Source organism: Streptomyces yangpuensis (assembly GCF_024666385.1).
GTDB classification, from domain to species: Bacteria; Actinomycetota; Actinomycetes; order Streptomycetales; family Streptomycetaceae; genus Streptomyces; species Streptomyces yangpuensis.
On sequence record NZ_CP102514.1, the window covers coordinates 2043895 to 2063409 of the forward strand.

Sequence of the window (19515 nt, forward strand, 5' to 3'; positions counted from 1 at the left end):
CCAAAAAACCTCGGCACCGCCCGGCCAGGGCAACGGCAGCGCCCCGCCAGGGAACGGGAACGGGCCGGGCCCGGTGCCCCCTTGGGGGAACCGGGCCCGGCCCGTGACTGCCGACTGCGCGGCGGCGCGCCTAGTTGTCGTCCTCGTCGATCAGGAAGCCCCGCATCGGCGACGGCGCCTGCATCGGCTGCGGCGCAGCCGGCCGGACCGGAGCCATCGGCTGGGTCATCGCCGGGGACATCTGCTGCTGGCCGCCGTAGGACGGACCGGCACCCATCGGGGAGGGGCCGCCCATGGACGGACCGCCCATGGAAGGGCCGCCCATGCTGTGACCCATCGCACCGGCCGGGGCCATCGACGGAGACGGCGACGGCGGCAGCGCGGGACCGGCCGGGTTGCGCGGCGGGGCCAGCGAGTCGTCCGCCTGGGTCTCCAGCTGGCGCAGCTGCGACTCCAGGTAGGACTTCAGACGCGTACGGTACTCACGCTCGAAGCCCCGCAGGTCCTCGACCTTGCGCTCCAGCGTGGCGCGGGCGGACTCCAGGGAGCCCATCGCGACGCGGTGCTTCTCCTGCGCGTCCCGCTCCAGCGCGTCGGCCTTGGCGCGGGCGTCCCGCTCCAGGCCCTCGGCGCGCGACCGGGCCTCGCCGACGATCTTGTTGGCCTCGGAGCGGGCCTCCGCGATCGCCTGGTCGGCGGTCTGCTGCGCCAGCGACAGGACGCGGGCGGCGCTGTCGCCACCGGGGCCCTGCTGCGGGAGCTGCGGCTGCTGCATCTGCTGCATGGGCTGGCCCATGGGCTGCATCTGCTGACCCATCGGCTGCATCTGCTGGCCCATGGGCTGCATCTGCTGGCCGAGCGGGTTCTGGCCGCCCATCGACTGCTGCTGGCCCATGGGCTGCTGGCCCATGCCCTGCGGTCCGCCCATGGGGTGCTGCTGCATCGGGCCGCCCATGGGGCCGCCCATCGGGCCGGGGCCCTGCTGGCCCTGGCCGCCGGGGCCCGGCGGGAGCTGCGGTGCGCCGCCCGGCAGCTGGGGCGGGCCCATCTGCGGGTTCTGCTGCTGCGGCGGGCCGGATATGGCCGCGGGCACGGGGGCACCGGGGCCGCGCTGGTCCTGGGGCTCGGGCTTGCGCATGCCCTGCTGCTGCTGGCTCTGCGCGGCGGCGCGCGTGGCGGCGGCCAGCTTGGCGCGCAGGTCCTCGTTCTCGCGCAGCAGGCGCGTCAGTTCGGACTCGACCTCGTCGAGGAAGGCATCGACCTCGTCCTCGTCATAGCCTTCTCGGAGGCGGACGGTCGTGAACTGCTTGTTCCGCACGTCCTCGGGAGTCAGCGGCATGTCTTCTTCACCTCTACGTAGTCGTCGGCAGTCGGCAAGACCGTATCGGGACCGTCCCCGCGCGTACGGGGAAGCTCATCGCTCACACGCTTCTCGCAGCGGTGCTCACGAAGCTGATGAGGATGTAAACGATGATCATCAGAACGAAGAAGGACAGGTCGAGTGCCACGCCGCCGAGACGCAACGGCGGGATGAACCGCCGCAGGAGCTTGAGCGGTGGATCGGTGACAGTGTAGGTGGCCTCCAGAACGACCACCATCGCCTTGCCGGGTGTCCATGAACGTGCGAACTGGAACACATAGTCCATGACCAGTCGGAAGATCAGCACGATCAGGAAGCACATCAGCACGACGTAGACCACTTGCAGTGCGATGCCCATCCCGTGCTTCCCTCTCCCCGTTTCCCGATCTGTTCCCGGTCCCGTATCTGACGGATCGGTCTAGCTTTGGTTGAAGAACCCGCCCTCCGCGATGCGGGCCTTGTCCTCCGCCGTGACATCGACGTTAGCAGGCGACAGCAGGAACACCTTCTGTGTCACGCGTTCAATGCTGCCGTGCAGACCGAACACGAGTCCGGCGGCGAAGTCCACGAGACGCTTCGCATCCGTGTCGTCCATCTCCGTGAGATTCATGATCACCGGAGTGCCCTCACGGAAGTGTTCCCCGATGGTACGGGCCTCGTTGTAGGTCCGGGGGTGCAGTGTCGTGATGCGGTACGGCTCCCGCTCGGAGACGACCTTGGGCATGATCACGGGGGCGTTCTTCTCCAGATTCGTGCGATCAGGTGTGATGGATGCCACGGGGGCAATTCGCGCAGGACGTCCGCTTTCCGCCGGAATTGGGATGGGTTCCCGCTGCGCCGGAGGCTGTACGACTCGTACCGGTTCGTCCGATACGGGCGACTGGTGCACGGGCTGCTGTCGGCGATCCCGCTCCCGAGCCCGCTCCATCTCCGGCTCGGGCTCGAACTCGTCGTCGGGGTCGTACCCCGGGTTGTCGTACCGGTCGTCCTCCACGAGGCCGAGGTAGACCGCCATCTTGCGCATCGCGCCGGCCATTCTCCGAGTCCTCCGCTCTGTGGTGGATCGCCCTGTCGCAGGTGCCGCCGTGTCACGAATGTCACCAACTGCCCGCGATCCACGTGGTCTGCCCGCTCATCGGCGGGAATGACCATATTTTCTGCTGTGGTCCGACTTTCTTCGCGACGTTACCCGAGCCGGGGTCTCGCGCCGAGTACCGCAGTGCCGACGCGTACATGTGTCGCACCGGCCGCAACGGCCTGTTCCAGGTCTGCGCTCATCCCGGCCGACACCATCGTGGCAGTCGGATGGTCTGCGCGCAGGCGGGATGACAATTCCACCAACCGCTCGAAGGCGGCCTGTTCGCGTCCCGCGTAGTGGCCGGACAGGGGTGCGACGGTCATCAGCCCGTCGATCCGCAGTCCGGGCGCCCCGGCGACGAGGTCCGCCAACTCCGCGAGCTGCTCCGGCGCGGCCCCGCCCCGGCTCCCCCGCTCGCCCGACTCGGCGTCGAGGGCGATCTGGACGAGGCAGCCGATCTCACGGCCCGCGTTCACCGCGGCCGCCGAGAGGGCGGTCACGAGGCGGGGCCGGTCGACCGACTGCACCACGTGCGCGTATCCCGCCACGGAACGGACTTTGTTGGTCTGCAACTGACCGACGAAATGCCAGCTGAGCGGCAGATCCGCGCAGGCCGCGGCCTTGGGGGCGGCGTCCTGGTCGCGGTTCTCGGCAACATGACGGACGCCCAGCTCCGCCAGCAGTCGTACGTCGCTCGCCGGGTAGGTCTTGGTGACCACGATGAGGGTCACCTCTTCCCGGCCGCGTCCCGCCGCCGCGCAGGCGGACGAGATACGTTCCTCCACCCGCGCCAGGTTCTCGGCGAGCTCCGACTTACGATCCGTCATTCTTCTTTTCCCCCGGGAGTCCGGGGGTCTCCCCCCGGGAAAGCTCCGTCAACCAGACATATCCGGCAAGCCGTCCGGTCACCCGGTCACGGCGGTACGAGAAATGGTCCCGCGACTCCAGTGTGCAGACAGGGGAACGGGCTCCGTTCACCACCCCCGCCTCCACGAGCTGGGCGTGCACCCCCGCGACCACGTCGACCGCCGGGGTCCCCCAACTGGTCTCGGCCCGGGCGGCGGGCACCGACTCCGCCACCGACTCCCGCATCGCGGCCGGCACCTCGTAGCAGCGTCCGCAGACCGCGGGTCCGGTACGGGCGACGATCCGCGCGGGCTCGGCACCGAGGGAGACCATCGCCTCCACCGCCGCCGGTACCACTCCGGCGACCAGTCCGGGCCGCCCGGCGTGGGCGGCCCCGACGACCCCGGCGACGGGGTCCGCCAGCAGGACCGGCGTGCAGTCGGCGGTGAGCACCGCGAGGGCGAGCCCCCGGCGGGCGGTCACCACCGCGTCCACCGCGGGGATCTCCGCGTCCGGTCCCCAGGGGCCGTCGACGACCGCGACGTCCCGGCCGTGCACCTGGTTCATCCAGACCACCCGGTCCGGGTCGAGTCCCAGGGACCGGGCCGCCAGGGCCCGGTTCGCGAGAACGGCGGCCGGGTCGTCTCCGACCGCGCCGCCGAGGTTGAGCTCTTCGTACGGAACGGCGCTCACTCCGCCCCACCGGTCGGTGAAGGCGAAGTGGGCGCCGCCCACGTGATGCTGCTCCGGTGTCACTTCAAGAAGTCCGGAACGTCCAGTTCCTCGGCCGGGCTGTCCTGGTACGGCCGGGCCGTGGGGACCTGCGGCGCGGGGGCCTGGACCTCGACCGGGGCCGGCTCGACGGGAGCCGGGGGCTCCTCGCGCGGCGGGACCGTGCCGAGTCCGCCGAAGGCCGGGCGGACCGGCTCGGGGGCACGGACCGGGGCCGGGGCGGGCTCCTCGCGCTTCGTGGACGCGGCGCCGATGACGTTGTCCCGGCGGGCCGGGGGCTGGCCGCCGTCGAACCCGGCCGCGATGACGGTGACCCGTACCTCGTCGCCGAGCGCGTCGTCGATGACGGCGCCGAAGATGATGTTCGCCTCGGGGTGCGCCGCCTCGCTCACCAGCTGCGCGGCCTCGTTGATCTCGAAGAGACCGAGGTCGGAGCCGCCGGAGATGGAGAGCAGCACGCCACGTGCGCCGTCGATGGACGCCTCGAGCAGCGGCGAGGAGATCGCCATCTCGGCGGCGGCCACGGCGCGGTCGTCGCCGCGGGCGGAGCCGATACCCATCAGGGCCGAGCCGGCCTCGGACATCACGGACTTGACGTCGGCGAAGTCGAGGTTGATCAGGCCCGGCGTGGTGATGAGGTCGGTGATGCCCTGGACGCCGGACAGCAGGACCTGGTCCGCCGACTTGAAGGCGTCCAGGACACTGACCTGGCGGTCCGAGATGGACAGCAGGCGGTCGTTGGGGATGACGATGAGGGTGTCGACCTCTTCGCGGAGCTCGGCGATGCCGTCCTCCGCCTGGTTCGCGCGGCGCCGGCCCTCGAAGGTGAACGGCCGGGTGACCACACCGATCGTCAGGGCGCCCAGCGAGCGCGCGATGTTGGCGACGACGGGTGCGCCGCCGGTGCCGGTTCCGCCGCCCTCACCGGCGGTGACGAAGACCATGTCGGCCCCCTTGAGGACCTCCTCGATCTCCTCGCGGTGGTCCTCTGCCGCCTTGCGACCGACCGCCGGGTTGGCGCCGGCGCCGAGGCCGCGGGTGAGTTCGCGGCCGACGTCGAGCTTGACGTCGGCGTCGCTCATCAACAGCGCCTGCGCGTCCGTGTTGATGGCGATGAACTCGACGCCCTTGAGACCGACCTCGATCATTCGGTTGATGGCATTGACACCACCGCCGCCGACACCGATGACCTTGATGACTGCGAGGTAGTTCTGCGGTGCTGCCACGTCGAAGGCCTCTCGCCTCGAGTTACGTGTCGCCGCCTCGCGGGCCTGCGTTGCGACGACTGATGCCGAAATAGGGACGGTCCGAACGCGCCGACCCGAACCCTCACCCTGAAGTTTAGGGTTAGGGGTGTGTCTGTTCCTCGGACTCTTCCGAACAGGACACTAAGTCGACAAGTAGCGCGTGTTCAACGAACACGCCGAACCTCCCGTTTTTCTTTTCACCCTATGTGATCACCCGTATCGCTGGCCAACCAGGGTGCGCCGCTGTTCGACCTGACGTCAACTCCCGGCCGCCGCAGGGGCGGTGGGGACGCTCACGTCGAAGTGGGCGGCCTTCGGTGCGGCCTTCAGCAGAGCGGTCAGTGCGCGCCCCTTGGCGTCGCTCTGTTCGCCGCTGCCCCACCGTACGGACCGGCCTCCGGTCAGCTCCAGCACGATCGAATCGTAGGAACCCACCTTGACCTGCACCGTTTCCTTCGCGATCGGCGCCGGAAGGGATCCGGCGACGAGCACGGCCTCGTGCAGCAGACGGTCTTCGTCGAAGCGGCGGGCGCTCGGGGAGCCCGCCGCGTTCAATTCGAGGACCGGAACACCCGCGGGTGCTTTCGGAACCGTGTCGAATCGCACACCCGATGCGTCCACTTCCACGAAGTTGGCGTCCTTTTTGATGAGCAGGACGGGTTTGCGCTCGGTCACCTTGAGTCCGATTCCGTGCGGCCAGGCCCGCACCGCATCGACCGAATCGATGCGGGGCAGACGGCCGCGTACCCGGCTCTCGATCTCGTCCGTGTCGACGCTCACGAGGGGCGCGCCGACGGGCACGGCCGCGGCGGAGAGGACCTGCTCGGGCGTGAGCACCTCCGTGCCGGTGGCCGTGACCCTCTCGACGCGGAGCCAGGAGGACCCGTAGAGGACCCAGGTGCCGCCGGAGGCCAGGAGTACCGCCGCGGCGAGGGAGGCCAGCACAGGACCCCGGCGCAGGTGCTTGCCGGGGCCCCGTGGGGCGGTCTTCTTCGGGGCCTTGGCGGACTTGGGGCTCTTGGGCGGCCCGGCCGGGCCGGCGCCCTTGCGGGGCGACCGGCCGGGCCGATCGGAAGACGGTGTTCCGCGGTGTGCGGTCGTCGCTCCGGCCACTCCTGTGCCTCCTGCGTCCGTGCTCCCGCGTCAGCGGGCTCGGTGGGCTGCGATCGCCTCGTACACCATGCCGACCAGCAGCTCGTCGGCGTCCCGGCGGCCGAACTCACCGGCGGCGCGGGACATCTCGTACAGGCGGTGCGGATCGGACAGCACCGGGAGGACCTGGCCGAGCACCCAGTCGGGCGTCAGTTCCGCGTCGTCCACGAGCAGGCCGCCGCCGGCCTTGACCACCGGCTGGGCGTTGAGCCGCTGTTCGCCGTTGCCGATCGGCAGCGGGACGTAGGCGGCGGGCAGCCCGACGGCGGACAGTTCGGCGACGGTCATCGCTCCCGCGCGGCACAGCATCATGTCGGCGGCGGCGTACGCGAGATCCATCCGGTCCACGTACGGTACCGGCACATAGGGCGGCATCCCGGGCATGTTGTCGACACGCGGCAGTTCGTTCTTCGGCCCGACGGCGTGCAGGATCTGCACGCCGGAGCGCTGGAGGGTCGGAGCGACCTGCTGGATGGTCTCGTTGAGGCGCCGTGCGCCCTGCGAGCCGCCGGAGACCAGCAGCGTGGGCAGGTTGGGGTCCAGACCGAAGGCGGCGCGTGCCTCGGGGCGTACGGCGGCCCGGTCGAGGGTGGAGATGGAGCGGCGCAGCGGGATGCCCACGTAGCGGGCGCCGCGCAGCTTGCTGTCGGGTGTGGAGACCGCGACGGCGTGTGCGTAGCGGGAGCCGATCTTGTTGGCCAGTCCGGGCCGGGCGTTGGCCTCGTGGACGATGATCGGTACGCCGAGCCGCTTGGCCGCCAGGTAGCCGGGCAGGGCCACGTAGCCGCCGAAGCCGACGACGCAGTCGGCCTTGGTGCGCAGGAGGATCTCCTCCGCGGCCTTGATGGTGCCGCGCAGCCGTCCGGGGACGGTGATCAGCTCGGGGGTGGGCTTGCGGGGCAGCGGTACGGCGGGGATCAGCCCCAGTTCGTAGCCGCGCTCCGGTACCAGGCGGGTTTCGAGTCCGCGCTCGGTGCCCAGGGCGGTGATGCCCACTGAAGGGTCCTGCCTGCGCAGGGCGTCCGCGAGGGCGAGCGCCGGCTCGATGTGGCCGGCGGTCCCCCCACCGGCGAGTACGACATGCACCGAAATTCACCGCTCTCCGGACGGTCGCTTCTTGACGCGCCGTCTCATCGACTTCCATCTCAGCCCGGTCCGCCTCCAGCCGGTCTTCGGCTGGCGCATCGCGAGTGCCGCGCGCGCGGCCGGCTCCTCCCGCGCGAAGGCGATGAGCAGTCCGACCGCGAACATGGTCGGCAGCAGGGCGGACCCTCCGTAGGAGAACAGCGGGAGCGGGACTCCGGCGATCGGCAGCAGACCGAGCACCGCACCGATGTTGATCACGGCCTGGGCCGTGATCCAGGTGGTCACGCCTCCCGCGGCAAACCGTACGAAGGAGTCCTCCGTGCGTCCGGCCACGCGGATACCCGCATAGCCTAGAGCCGCGAACAGGGCGAGCACCGACAGCGTCCCCGCCAGTCCCAGTTCCTCCCCCGTGATGGCGAAGATGAAGTCGGTGTGGGCTTCGGGTAGTTGACCCCATTTTTCCACACTTGCACCCAGTCCGGAACCGAACCAGCCACCTGATGCGAGGGCGTAGATTCCGTGGACGGCCTGCCAGCAAAGGTCGTTCTTGCCCGGTTCTGTCGCACCGATGCACTCGAGCCGGTCCATCCGGTGCGGGCTGGTCTTGATGAGCAGTGCGACGATCGCACCCGCGAAGGCCAGTACGCCGACGAACATCCGCGTGGGGGCGCCGGCGAGCCAGAGCAGGCCGAACAGGATGGCGCCGAGGATCATCGCGGTGCCCATGTCCCCGCCCAGCATGATGAGCCCGAGCAGCAGGAAGGCCACGGGGACCAGCGGCACGAGCAGGTGCTTCCACTGGCTCAGCAGTCCCTTGTCGCCCTTGCGGGCCAGCAGGTCGGCGCCCCAGAGGATCAGCGCCAGTTTGCCGAACTCGCTGGGCTGCAGCATGAACGGGCCGCCGAGGGAGATCCAGTTCTGGTTGCCGTTGATCGAGACCCCTATCCCGGGGACCTGGACCAGCACCATCAGGAAGAGCGTGCCGGCCAGCACCGGATAGGACAGCGCCCGGTGCAGTTTCACCGGCATCCGTGAGGCGACCAGCAGCAGGACCGCGCCGATCAGGGCGGCCAGGAACTGCTTCTTGAAGAAGTAGGCGTCGCCCAGGCCCAGCTGGAGCGCCTTGATCATGGAGGCGGAGTAGACCATCACCAGGCCGAGCACGGTGATGAGCAGTGAACTGCCGAAAATCAGGTAATACGCCGTGAGGGGTCGGTCCCACGCCCTGCGCAACTGCTGCTGCGTACGCCGGAGACCGGTCAGCGGGCCGCGCCCGGCGGGGCGCGCCGGGCGCTTCACCTTCACCGCGGGGCGCTTGCGGCCCTGCGCCTTCACGGCGGACGGCCGCCGCCCCGGCAGCATCTGCTTGGCCGGCATCTGTGATCTTCCCCTCCACTCGTACGAGGCGAGCATCCGGCCGGAGGGAACCTGTCCGGCGCCCCCGGCCTAGGCCGTGTCCGCAGCGTTCTCGGCTTTCCCGGCGTTCTCGGCGGCCAGTTCACGCACCGCGTCGGCGAACGCGTCCCCGCGCTTGTTGTAGTTCGCGAACATGTCCATCGATGCGCAGGCCGGTGCCAGCAGGACCGTGTCGCCGGGCTCGGCGAGCGCGGCCGCCTCCCGGACCGCTGCGAGCATCGCCCCAGTGTCGGTCCGGTCGAGGTCGACGACCGGGACCTCGGGGGCGTGTCGCGCCAGTGCCTCCGCGATCAACGCCCGGTCGGCGCCGATCAGGACGGCACCGCGCATCCGCGCGGCCGACTTCTGCACGAGCTCGTCGAAGGTGGCGCCCTTGGCGAGGCCGCCGGCGATCCAGACGACCTTGTCGAAGGAGGCGAGGGAGGCCTCCGCCGCGTGCGTGTTGGTGGCCTTGGAGTCGTCGACGTAGACGACCGAGCCGACCTCCTCCACCCGGGCGACGCGGTGGGCGTCCGGACGGAAGTCGCGCAGCCCGTCGCGGACCGCGCGCGGCTCCACGCCGTAGGCGCGGGCCAGGGCCGCGGCGGCGAGCGCGTTGGCGATGTTGTGCGGGGCCGGCGGGTTGACGTCCTTGACCTCGGCGAGCTCCTGGGCGTTCTTCTGCCGGTTCTCCACGAAGGCCCGGTCGACGAGGATGCCGTCGACGACTCCGAGCATGGAGGGGCCGGGGGCGCCGAGGGTGAAGCCGATCGCGCGGCAGCCCTCCTCGACGTCGGCCTCGACGACGAGGTCCTCGGTGGCCTTGTCGGCCACGTTGTAGACGCAGGCGACCGTGTTGCCCTCGTAGATGCGGCCCTTGTCGGCGGCGTACGCCTGCATCGAGCCGTGCCAGTCGAGGTGGTCGGGGGCCAGGTTGAGGACGGCTCCCGAGTGGACGCGCAGCGAGGGCGCCCAGTGCAGCTGGTAGCTGGAGAGTTCGACCGCGAGCACGTCGTACGGCTGCTCGCCGAGGACCACGTCGATGATCGGGGTCCCGATGTTGCCGACGGCGGCGGTGCGCAGTCCGGCGGCCTTCAGGATCGACGCGAGCATCTGGACGGTGGTGGTCTTGCCGTTGGTGCCGGTGACGGCGAGCCATTCGGCGGGCCCGGCCGGGGCCGCGTCGGTCCCGGCACCGGTGCCTGCGGCCGCGGCCCGGCGGGCGGCGCGGAGTTCCACGCCGGCCGCGCGCAGCCGCCAGGCGACCTCGACGTCGCCGACGACGTCGACGCCCGCCTCGGCGGCGGCCAGGAAGAGCGGGCTCTGCGGCGGCCAGCCGGGCGAGGTGACGACCAGTTCGGTGCCCTCGGGGAGGGTCTCACCGGCCCGGGCACCGTCGGGCAGGTGCCCGAGGCGGACCTCGATGCCCAGCTCCGCGAGTTCGGCCGCCCTGGCCCGGTGCGTGTCGCCGTCGCCGTTGTCGACGACGGTCACGCGGGCGCCCAGCCCGGCCAGGGCCCGGGCGGCGCTGATGCCGCTGATGCCGAGGCCGGCCACGGTGATCCGGCCCGGCAGGCCGAACCGGCCCAGGGCGTCGGGGCCGAGCAGGCCGGCCAGGTCGGAGGCGCTCACTTGTCGGCTGCCCATCCCGCGTAGAAGATACCGAGACCCACGATGACGCACATGCCCTGGATGATCCAGAAGCGGACCACGACGAGGACCTCGGACCAGCCCTTGAGTTCGAAGTGGTGCTGGAGCGGAGCCATCCGGAAGACGCGCTTACCGGTCAGCTTGAAGGAGCCGACCTGGATGACGACCGACATCGTGATGAGCACGAAGAGGCCGCCGAGGAGCGCCACCAGGAGCTCCGTGCGGGAGCAGATGGCCAGGCCCGAGAGCGCGCCGCCGAGGGCCAGCGAGCCGGTGTCGCCCATGAAGATCTTGGCGGGCGAGGTGTTCCACCACAGGAACCCGAAGCAGGCACCCATCAGGGCGGAGGCGACGACCGCGAGGTCGAGCGGGTCGCGTACCTCGAAACAGGCGTTCGGGTTCGTGAGGTCGGCGGCCATCGCGCACGACTCCTGGAACTGCCAGACGCCGATGAAGGTGTAGGCGCCGAAGACCATCACGGCGGCGCCGGTGGCGAGACCGTCCAGACCGTCGGTCAGGTTCACGCCGTTGGACAGGGCCAGGATCATGAACAGCGCCCAGACCACGAAGAGCACCGGGCCGATCGACCAGCCGAAGTCCGTGACGAACGACAGCTTGGTGGAGGCCGGGGTGAGGTCGCGCGAGTCCTTGAACTGGAGTGCGAGCACCGCGAAGGCGATGCCGACGATCAGCTGGCCGGCCATCTTGGCCTTGGCCCGCAGACCCAGCGAACGCCGCTTGACGATCTTGATGTAGTCGTCGAGGTACCCGACCAGGCCCATGCCGGCCATCAGGAACAGCACGAGCAGGCCCGAGAAGCTCGGCTCCGAGCCGGTGAGGATCTTCGTCAGCGCGTACGCGACGAGCGTGGCCAGGATGAAGGAGATACCGCCCATGGTGGGCGTGCCCTTCTTCCCGGCGTGGCCGCGCGGACCGTCGTCGCGGATGAACTGGCCGTAGCCCTTGCGGGCCAGCAGCTTGATCAGCAGCGGCGTGCCGATGACGGTCAGGAACATGCCGATGACACCGGCGAACAGGATCTGCCTCATCGGCCGGTGACCTCGCCCTCGACAGTGCCCTCGAGCAGGGCCTGCGCCACCCGCTCCAGACCGGCCGACCTGGAAGCCTTCACCAGCACGACGTCACCCGGGCGCAGTTCACTGCGCAACAGGTCGACCGCCGCCTGCGCGTCGGACACGAGCACCGACTCCTCACCCCACGAACCCTCGTTATATGCGCCCAGTTGCAGCCAGGAGGCTTCCCTGCCCCCGACCGCGACGAGCTTGCTCACGTTGAGCCGGACGACAAGTCGTCCGACCGCGTCGTGCTCGGCGAGAGCGTCGTCTCCGAGCTCGGCCATCGGGCCGAGCACCGCCCACGTGCGCCCCCCGTCCGCACTGCCGCCACCGCCCATCGCGGCGAGCGCGCGCAGTGCGGCCCGCATGGACTCCGGGTTCGCGTTGTAGGCGTCGTTGACGATCGTCACACCGTCCGCCCGCTCGGTGACCTCCATCCGCCACCGGGACAGCGTGCCCGCTCCGGAGAGCGCGGTGGCGATCTCCAGGGCGGACATGCCCAGGACATGGGCGACGGCGGCCGCGGCGAGCGCGTTCGACACGTGGTGCTCACCGTACAGCCGCAAGGTCACGTCGCTGCACCCGGTCGGTGTGTGCAGTGTGAAGGAAGGCTGCCCCTTGTCCGTCATGCGGACTTCCGTGGCCCGGATTTCGGCGTCGTCGGCCTCGCCGAACAGCACCGTACGGGCCTTCGTGCGGGCGGCCATGGAGCGGACCAGCAGGTCATCGGCGTTGAGGACGGCGACGCCGCCCTCCGCCTCGGCCGGCAGGGCCTCGACGAGTTCGCCCTTGGCCTGGGCGATCTGCTCACGGCCGCCGAACTCGCCGATGTGCGCGGTGCCGACGTTGAGGACCAGACCGATGCGAGGGGGCGTCAGTCCGGTGAGGTAGCGGATGTGGCCGATGCCGCGGGCGCCCATCTCCAGGACGAGGTGCTGGGTGTCCTCGGTGACGCGCAGCGTCGTGATCGGCAGGCCGATCTCGTTGTTGAGGTTCCCGGGGGTCCACACGGTCGGTGCGTGGTGCTGGAGCACCTGCGCGATGAGGTCCTTGGTGGAGGTCTTGCCGGCGGACCCGGTGAGGGCCACGACGTCGGTGCCCAGGCGGGCGACGACGGCCCGGGCGAGTGCGCCGAGGGCGGCCACCACGTCGGGGACGACGATGGCGGGGACGCCGACCGGCCGGGTCGCGAGGACGCCGACGGCGCCGGCGGCGATTGCGCGTTCGGCGTAGTCGTGGCCGTCGACCCGTTCGCCGACGAAGGCGGCGAACAGGCTGCCCGGCCGGACCTCGCGGGAGTCGTAGACCACGGGACCGGTGACCTGGACGGACGGATCCGGTATGTCGTGGGGCCGCCCGCCGGTGATGTCGGCGATCTCGGCGAGGGAAAGGGCGATCACTGGTTCACCTCGGCCTGTCGGACCTGGTTGGTTCGATCGAGCACGAGTTGGCGTTCGATCGCGGCGCGGAGCACCGTACGGTCGTCGAAGGGGCGGACGACCCCTGCGGTGTCCTGGCCCTGTTCGTGTCCCTTGCCCGCCACGAGCACGGTGTCGCCGGGCTCGGCGCGCGCGACGGCGGCGGCGATGGCGGCCGCCCGGTCGGCGTCGACGAGGACGGTGCCGCGCTCGGCGGGCGGTACGGACACGGCGCCGCCGAACATCGCGGCGAGGATCGCGAGGGGGTCCTCGGAGCGCGGGTTGTCGGAGGTCAGGACGGCCACGTCGGCGTACCGGGCGGCCGCGGCGCCCATGGGGGCGCGCTTGGTGTTGTCGCGGTCGCCGCCGCAGCCGAGCACGATGTGCAGCTTGCCGGTGGTGACCTCGCGCAGGGCCCGCAGGACCGACTCCACGGCGTCCGTCTTGTGCGCGTAGTCGACGACGGCGAGGTACGGCTGTCCCGCGTCGACCCGCTCCAGCCGGCCGGGGACCCCGGGGACCGCGGCGACGCCGTCGGCGGCGGTCTGCGGGTCGAGGCCGGCGGCGGCGAGCGTGACGATCGCGGCGACGGTGTTGGCGACGTTGAACGGGCCGGGCAGCGGGGCCTTGGCGCGTACGCGCTGCCCCTCGGGGCCGACCAGCGTGAGCGTGGAGTCCATGTGGCCGGTGACGACGTCCTCGGCGCGCCAGTCGGCGGCCCGGTCGCCCGCGGCGGAGAAGGTGACGACCGGGACGGTGGCCTCCTTGGCGAGGCGGCGGCCGTACTCGTCGTCGAGGTTGACCACGCCCAGGCGGGCGCGGCGGGGCGTGAACAGCTCCGCCTTCGCCTGGAAGTAGTCCTCCATGTCGGAGTGGAACTCCATGTGCTCGGGGCTCAGGTTGTTGAAGACGGCGACGTCGAAGACGCAGCCGTCGACGCGGCCGAGCACCAGGGCGTGGCTGGAGACCTCCATGGCCACGGCCTGGACGCCGCGTTCGCGCATGACCGCGAAGAGCGCCTGCAGGTCGGTGGCCTCGGGGGTGGTCCGCTCGGACTTGATGCGCTCGTCGCCGATGCGCATCTCGACGGTGCCGACCAGTCCGGTGCTGCGGCCGGCCGCGCGCAGGCCGCCCTCGACGAGGTAGGCCGTGGTGGTCTTGCCGGACGTTCCGGTGATGCCGATCTGGAGCAGGCCTTCGCCGGGGTGGCCGTAGATCGCGGCGGCGAGTTCGCCCATCCGGCCGCGCGGGTCGGCGACGGTCAGGACCGGCAGGCCGGTGGCCGCGGCGCGTTCGGCGCCGGAGCGGTCGGTCAGCACGGCGGCGGCGCCGAGGCCGGCGGCCTGGGCGGCGAATTCCGCGCCGTGGGTCCGGGCTCCGGGCAGGGCCGCGTACAGGTCTCCCGGGCGGACCGCACGGGAGTCGTGCGTGATCCCGGTGATCTGCGCAGCGCCTGGTGACGGGACGCCCAGCAGCGTGGCCAGCTCGCCCAGCGGGCTCGGAGCGGCGGACGCGGGCCTGGGTGCTCCCGGCGGCGCTGCCGGGGCGTCTTGCTGGGTGGTTCTGGGCTGATCAGCGTGGGGCACGGCGGTGAGCGTACCGGGCGCGGCGGCCGGGCCGCGAAGTGAGGGCCCGGCCTCGGCTGCGGCGGCCGGTCGGTTCCCGGGTTTCGGGGTGATCGTTGTCACTGATGGTGCCTCACGCTTTTCTGGCGGGCGGGCCGTGGCCGAGGGTCACTGGCCGGGCTGCGGACTGGGCTGCGGGGCGGGCTGCTGGGCGGCCTGCGGGCCGGGCTCGTAGGTGACCGGGAGCCCGGCGGGGGCGGTGCCGGTGGGGGCGACCTGGAGGGTCTTGAGGGCGAACTCCATGACCTTCTTGTAGATGGGGCCGCAGATCTGGCCGCCGAAGTAGCTGCCCTTCGTGGGGTTCTGGATGGCGCAGTAGACGGTGATGCGCGGTTTGTCCGCCGGGGCGAAGCCGGCGAAGGAGGCGGTGTAGCCCTTGTAGCGGCCGGTGGCCGGATCCACCCGGTTGGAGGTGCCGGTCTTGCCGCCGACCCGGTAGCCGGGGATCTTCGCCTTGGTTCCGGTGCCCTCCTGGTCGTCGACGACGGATTCGAGCATCTCGGCGAGGGTCTTGGCGGTCTCCTGGCTGATCACGCGGTTCTGCTCGGGTGCCGGGGCCGGGGTGAAGCGGCCGTCGGGGCCCTTGGTGCCGCGGACCAGCGTCGGCTCGATGCGGACCCCGCCGTTGGCGATGGTGGAGTACACGGAGGCCGCCTGCATGGCGTTGACGGACAGTCCCTGGCCGAAAGGGATCGTGTACTGCTGGGAGGTGGACCAGTTCCGCGGCTCGGCGAGGATGCCGCGGGACTCGCCCGGGTAGTTCAGGCCGGTGGGCCGGCCGATGCCGAACTCGGTCAGGTAGGAGTGCAGGACCTCGTTGGCCTCGGACTGGGTGGGGCCGAGCTGGCCGGTGGCCAGGATGGTGCCGATGTTGGAGGACTTGGCGAGGACGCCGTTGAGGGTCAGGTACCAGGTCGGGTGGTCGATGTCGTCCTTGAACAGCCGGTCGCCGCGGTGCAGCCGGTTGGGGACCTCGACGCGGGTGTCGGGGGTCGCCTTCTTCTCCTCCAGCACGGCCGCCATCGACATGACCTTGGCGGTGGAGCCGGGCTCGTAGACGTCCTGGAGCGCGGCGTTGCCCATGGCGGCCGTACTGGCCCGGGTCAGGTCGTTGGGGTCGAAGCCGGGGGCGTTGGCCATGGCCAGCACCTCGCCGGTGCGGGTGTCCTGGACGATGACGTAGCCGCGGTCGGCCTCGGACTTCTGCACCTGCTCGGCGATGGCGCTCTGCGCCGCCCACTGGATGTCCCGGTCGATGGTCAGCTCGATGTCGTCGCCGGGGACGGCGGGCTTCTCGCTGGAGCCTGCGGTGGGCACCTTGCGGCCGCCGGACTGGGCGTAGGTGATCTCGCCGTCCTTGCCGGCCAGCTTCTTGTCGAGGGAGGACTCCAGGCCGCCGGCGCCCTTGCCCTCGGCGTTGACGTAACCCAGTATCCCGGCGGCGAGGTCCCCGCCCGGGTACACGCGCTTGCTGCTGTCCTCCTTGAACACGCCGGCCAGGACGTTGGCGCCGGGGGCGTTGTTCTTCTTGTCGGCGTTCGCCTTCTCGGAGAAGACCCGCTTGAGGTCCTTGATCTGGTTCCAGACCTGGGGTGTCTGGCGCTGGGCGAGGACCACGTACCGGCTGTTCCTGGTCTTGAGCTTCTCCGTGAGCTCCTTGGCGTCCTTGCCGAGGATGGGCGCGAGGAGGGCCGCGGCCTGCTCGGGGGCGTCCGGGGCCTTGCTGTCCTGCGGGGTGAACATCTTCGGGTCGGCGGTGATGTCGTACGCGTCGACGCTGGTGGCGAGGGCCACGCCCTTGCGGTCGGTGATCTCGCCGCGTTCGGCGGCCAGTTTGACGCTGGTGTAGCGGTTCTTGGAGGCCGCGGCGGAGAAGGAGGAGGCGTCGACGGCCTGCACCTGCAGCAGCCGGACGACGAAGGCGAGCATGACGAGGGTCAGTCCGACGCCGACCAGGCGCAGCCGGGGCCGGGGGCTGCCGAGCCGGATCGTGTGCGGTGTGCGGGGGCCCGCGGGGCGTCGGGTCGCCGGCCGGGAGGCCGGGCGGGCGGTGGCCCGGGGCCGGTCGCCGGGCCGCGAGGGCCTGGCGGGGCCGGGCACCCGCCGTCGTGGCGGCTCCTGCGGGCTCACCCGGCCACCGTCCGCGGTGCGGCGGTACGGGTTACCGGGCCGGCGCGGTGGCCGCCGGCCGGGGCCGTGGCCCTGCCGGGCCGCGGGGCCGGGTGGGCCGGTGCCCGGTGGCCACCGGCGTACGGGTCCGGGGCGGCGGGCACGGGGCACGCGCTGGGAACGCGGGCCCGGGCGGGGCCCCGGGAGGCGGGGGTGCCTCCGCGCGGTGGCCGGGGGCAGGGCGGGGTGGGCTGGGCCCCCGCGGGAATCCGCGTCACGACGTCACCTTCCGGCAGGCTGGTGGGGCTGCGGTGTCGGGCCGGGCGCCGCCGGGGCACCCGGGGGGACGGACTGGTTCGGTACGGCGGGGGCCGGGGCCGGGGAGCGGCCCGGTCCGGCCTGTGCGGGCGCCGTCGGCGGGGTCGGGGTCGGTGACGGCGGTGCCTCGGCGACCGAGACGCTGCCGGAGACCTTGCCGTCCGGGCCGATGAAGACGGGGCTGCCGCCCGGGACCAGGCCCAGTTCGCGCGCCCGGCGCTGGAGTGCGTCGGGGGCCGAGTGGGCGTCCACGTCGCGCTGGAGGGCCTGTTCCTCGTCGGTGAGGGCGGTGGTCTCCTTCTTCAGCCGGCTCAGCTGGAAGGAGCCCTCGTTGAGGGCCGAGTTCAGCAGCAGCAGGCTGATCAGGCCGCCCGCCAGCAGCGCCACGACCAGCAGGACGAACGGCATCCGCGCCGCCTGCCCGCCTGGCCGCGGGCCGGCCGGGCGGGCGCCGAGGGCCCGGCCGATGCGGGCCGCCTGCCCGCGGGTCAGCGTGGCGACCTTCCCGGCCGTGGTCACAGTCGCGCCTCCCGGATGCGTTCGACCCCCCGGAACCTCGCCGGGGCGGCCCGCCGGTTCTCGGCGATCTCCTCCTCGGTCGGCAGCTCCGCTCCTCGCGTGAGGAGTTTGAGCTTCGGCTGGTACTTCTCCGGCACCACCGGCAGGCCGGGCGGGGCGGTGGAGGTCGCTCCGGCCGCGAAGACCTGCTTGACCAGCCGGTCCTCCAGCGAGTGGTAGGAGAGGACAGCGATCCGGCCGCCGACCGCGATGCGGTCGACCGCTGCCGGGATGGCCCGCTCGAGGCCGGAGAGCTCGCCGTTGACCTCGATCCGCAGCGCCTGGAAGGTGCGCTTCGCGGGATTGCCCCCGGTCCGCTTGGCGGCCTGGGGCAGTGCGTCGCGGATGAGCTCGACCAGCCGGGCGCTGTTGCTGAAGGGGGCCTTCTCGCGTTCCCGGACGATCGCGGACACGATCCGCTTGGCCTGCTTCTCCTCGCCGTACTGGCGCAGGATCCGGACGAGCTCGCCCGGCGCGTAGGTGTTGAGGACCTCGGCGGCGCTGATGCCGGTCGTCTGGTCCATGCGCATGTCCAGCGGGGCGTCCTGTGCGTAGGCGAAGCCGCGGTCGGCCTCGTCCAGCTGCATGGAGGAGACGCCCAGGTCGAAGAGGATGCCCTGGACGGAGGGGAGGCCCAGGCCGTCGAGGACCTCGGCGAGGTCGGCGTAGATCGCGTGGACGAGGGTGGCCCGGTCGCCGAAGGGGGCGAGCCGTTCGCCGGAGAGCCGCAGGGCCTCCTTGTCGCGGTCGAGGCCGATCAGGCGTGCCTCGGGGAACCGGGTCAGCAGGGCCTCGCTGTGGCCGCCGAGGCCGAGGGTGCAGTCGACGACGACGGCCCCGGGCCTCTCCAGCGCCGGGGCCAACAGGTCCAGGCACCGCTGGAGCATCACCGGGACATGTCGGGACTCGCTAGTCAAAGCGCCCTCTCAGATAACGGCGCGGCAGGCGTACGCACCGCCCGCTCCCCCGGCCGGTGAGCGGAAGAGGGCCGGGCCGTACGTACGCGCCGCGCACGCGGAGTCTTCATCGGTGGCCGGGAGGCCGGTCAGGGCCGGGCTCCGGCCGGTTTCGCGTCACTTTAGTGCAACGGTCGCCGCGGTCAACGAACCGGCCCGCGCGCCGTACGCGCCGCTCGGACCGAAGCCGCACATGCTGCCGAACCACCCGGACGGCGGCTCCCCGCCCACCCCTGTGGGTTAGCTCACAACAAGCCCCGTTGACGTTCTTTGTCCCCCCTCACGCAAAGCCTCTGCCGCCCGTGACCACTAACGTCGTACCCATGACGACTTCCGCATCCCTGCCTGCAGACTCCGCATCCGAGGCATCCGCCGGCGGATCCGTCACCGACCGGCTGGTCGAGGCGAATCAGCGCTACGCGGCCAAGTTCACCGACCCCGGCATGGACGCCAGCCCGGTCCTCCACGTGGCCATCGTGGCCTGCATGGACGCCCGGCTCGACCTCCACGCCGCGCTCGGCCTGGAACTCGGCGACTGCCACACCATCCGCAACGCGGGCGGCGTGGTCACCGACGACACGATCCGCTCGCTCACCATCAGCCAGCGGGCCCTCGGCACCCGCACGGTGATACTCATCCACCACACCGGCTGCGGCCTCGAACGTCTGACCGAGGACTTCCGGCACGAGCTGGAGGACGAGGTCGGCCAGCGTCCCGCCTGGGCCGTCGAGGCCTTCCGGGACGTCGACCAGGACGTCCGCCAGTCCATGCAGCGCGTCCGCACCAACCCGTTCCTGCTCCACAAGGACGATGTGCGAGGCTTCGTCTTCGACGTGCACACCGGACTCCTGCGGGAGATCGATCCCAGCTCCTGAGTGACACAAGGCCCAGGCGCCGTCAAGAATGCGG

General features: G+C 71.5%; 17 protein-coding genes. 1 reads left to right on the forward strand and 16 read right to left on the reverse strand.

Going from position 1 to position 19515, the window contains the following annotated elements; genetic code table 11:
* Positions 1–130: 130 nt before the first annotated feature.
* From NRK68_RS09415 to rsmH, 16 genes are all read right to left on the reverse strand, one after another.
* Positions 131–1339: a DivIVA domain-containing protein gene (locus NRK68_RS09415; protein WP_183065016.1), complete on the reverse strand. Its 1209-nt coding sequence runs from the start codon at positions 1337–1339 to the stop codon at positions 131–133.
* 82 nt (positions 1340–1421) lie between these two features.
* The gene (locus NRK68_RS09420) at positions 1422–1718 is read right to left on the reverse strand and encodes a YggT family protein (RefSeq protein ID WP_030664053.1); all 297 of its coding nucleotides are present in this window, start codon (positions 1716–1718) and stop codon (positions 1422–1424) included.
* A gap of 60 nt (positions 1719–1778) precedes the next feature.
* Complete coding sequence (locus tag NRK68_RS09425) at positions 1779–2396, reverse strand: cell division protein SepF (RefSeq protein ID WP_046775259.1); 618 nt, start codon at positions 2394–2396, stop codon at positions 1779–1781.
* A gap of 149 nt (positions 2397–2545) precedes the next feature.
* Complete coding sequence (locus NRK68_RS09430; protein ID WP_030966142.1) at positions 2546–3265, reverse strand: YggS family pyridoxal phosphate-dependent enzyme; 720 nt, start codon at positions 3263–3265, stop codon at positions 2546–2548.
* The gene (pgeF, locus tag NRK68_RS09435) at positions 3252–4019 is read right to left on the reverse strand and encodes a peptidoglycan editing factor PgeF (protein WP_183065017.1); all 768 of its coding nucleotides are present in this window, start codon (positions 4017–4019) and stop codon (positions 3252–3254) included. The genes NRK68_RS09430 and pgeF overlap by 14 nt, the downstream gene beginning before the upstream one ends.
* 17 nt (positions 4020–4036) lie before the next feature.
* Positions 4037–5242 carry a cell division protein FtsZ gene (gene ftsZ / locus NRK68_RS09440; protein ID WP_030966140.1) on the reverse strand — a complete coding sequence of 402 codons (1206 nt, stop codon included), beginning with the start codon at positions 5240–5242 and terminating at the stop codon, positions 4037–4039.
* 279 nt (positions 5243–5521) lie between these two features.
* Positions 5522–6376 (reverse strand): cell division protein FtsQ/DivIB, encoded by an 855-nt coding sequence (locus NRK68_RS09445; RefSeq protein WP_373023500.1) that lies wholly within the window; start codon positions 6374–6376, stop codon positions 5522–5524.
* A gap of 30 nt (positions 6377–6406) precedes the next feature.
* On the reverse strand, positions 6407–7501 hold the full coding sequence (gene murG, locus NRK68_RS09450) for an undecaprenyldiphospho-muramoylpentapeptide beta-N-acetylglucosaminyltransferase (protein WP_046775255.1): 1095 nt from the start codon (positions 7499–7501) through the stop codon (positions 6407–6409).
* A 6-nt stretch (positions 7502–7507) separates the two neighbouring features.
* On the reverse strand, positions 7508–8878 hold the full coding sequence (gene ftsW, locus NRK68_RS09455; RefSeq protein ID WP_257855577.1) for a putative lipid II flippase FtsW: 1371 nt from the start codon (positions 8876–8878) through the stop codon (positions 7508–7510).
* 69 nt (positions 8879–8947) lie between these two features.
* Positions 8948–10543 (reverse strand): UDP-N-acetylmuramoyl-L-alanine--D-glutamate ligase, encoded by a 1596-nt coding sequence (gene murD, locus NRK68_RS09460; RefSeq protein WP_257855578.1) that lies wholly within the window; start codon positions 10541–10543, stop codon positions 8948–8950.
* Entirely contained in the window at positions 10525–11595 is a 1071-nt protein-coding gene (gene mraY, locus NRK68_RS09465) for a phospho-N-acetylmuramoyl-pentapeptide-transferase (RefSeq protein WP_183065019.1), read from the reverse strand. Before mraY ends, murD begins: the two co-directional genes overlap by 19 nt.
* Complete coding sequence (locus NRK68_RS09470; protein ID WP_183065020.1) at positions 11592–13022, reverse strand: UDP-N-acetylmuramoyl-tripeptide--D-alanyl-D-alanine ligase; 1431 nt, start codon at positions 13020–13022, stop codon at positions 11592–11594. Before NRK68_RS09470 ends, mraY begins: the two co-directional genes overlap by 4 nt.
* Positions 13019–14728 carry a UDP-N-acetylmuramoyl-L-alanyl-D-glutamate--2,6-diaminopimelate ligase gene (locus tag NRK68_RS09475; RefSeq protein WP_257855579.1) on the reverse strand — a complete coding sequence of 570 codons (1710 nt, stop codon included), beginning with the start codon at positions 14726–14728 and terminating at the stop codon, positions 13019–13021. The genes NRK68_RS09470 and NRK68_RS09475 overlap by 4 nt, the downstream gene beginning before the upstream one ends.
* A 45-nt stretch (positions 14729–14773) precedes the next feature.
* Complete coding sequence (locus tag NRK68_RS09480; RefSeq protein WP_183065022.1) at positions 14774–16795, reverse strand: peptidoglycan D,D-transpeptidase FtsI family protein; 2022 nt, start codon at positions 16793–16795, stop codon at positions 14774–14776.
* Positions 16796–17056: 261 nt separating this feature from the next.
* Positions 17057–17611 (reverse strand): cell division protein FtsL, encoded by a 555-nt coding sequence (gene ftsL / locus NRK68_RS09485; protein ID WP_257855580.1) that lies wholly within the window; start codon positions 17609–17611, stop codon positions 17057–17059.
* Positions 17608–18567, reverse strand: a complete 960-nt coding sequence (gene rsmH, locus NRK68_RS09490; protein ID WP_079025413.1) for a 16S rRNA (cytosine(1402)-N(4))-methyltransferase RsmH — start codon at positions 18565–18567, stop codon at positions 17608–17610. Before rsmH ends, ftsL begins: the two co-directional genes overlap by 4 nt.
* A gap of 362 nt (positions 18568–18929) precedes the next feature.
* Here rsmH and NRK68_RS09495 point away from each other — a divergent pair, with 362 nt between their 5' ends.
* Positions 18930–19481 carry a beta-class carbonic anhydrase gene (locus tag NRK68_RS09495; protein WP_046775248.1) on the forward strand — a complete coding sequence of 184 codons (552 nt, stop codon included), beginning with the start codon at positions 18930–18932 and terminating at the stop codon, positions 19479–19481.
* Positions 19482–19515 lie beyond the last annotated feature (34 nt).

What these genes read in the sequence shown, in the direction of transcription:
- NRK68_RS09415 (WP_183065016.1), bottom strand. Translation starts at nt 1,339, where the DNA reads ATGCCGCTGACTCCCGAGGACGTGCGGAACAAGCAGTTCACGACCGTC.
- NRK68_RS09420 (WP_030664053.1), bottom strand. Translation starts at nt 1,718, where the DNA reads ATGGGCATCGCACTGCAAGTGGTCTACGTCGTGCTGATGTGCTTCCTG.
- NRK68_RS09425 (WP_046775259.1), bottom strand. Translation starts at nt 2,396, where the DNA reads ATGGCCGGCGCGATGCGCAAGATGGCGGTCTACCTCGGCCTCGTGGAG.
- NRK68_RS09430 (WP_030966142.1), bottom strand. Translation starts at nt 3,265, where the DNA reads ATGACGGATCGTAAGTCGGAGCTCGCCGAGAACCTGGCGCGGGTGGAG.
- ftsW (WP_257855577.1), bottom strand. Translation starts at nt 8,878, where the DNA reads ATGCCGGCCAAGCAGATGCTGCCGGGGCGGCGGCCGTCCGCCGTGAAG.
- murD (WP_257855578.1), bottom strand. Translation starts at nt 10,543, where the DNA reads ATGGGCAGCCGACAAGTGAGCGCCTCCGACCTGGCCGGCCTGCTCGGC.
- mraY (WP_183065019.1), bottom strand. Translation starts at nt 11,595, where the DNA reads ATGAGGCAGATCCTGTTCGCCGGTGTCATCGGCATGTTCCTGACCGTC.
- NRK68_RS09495 (WP_046775248.1), top strand. Translation starts at nt 18,930, where the DNA reads ATGACGACTTCCGCATCCCTGCCTGCAGACTCCGCATCCGAGGCATCC.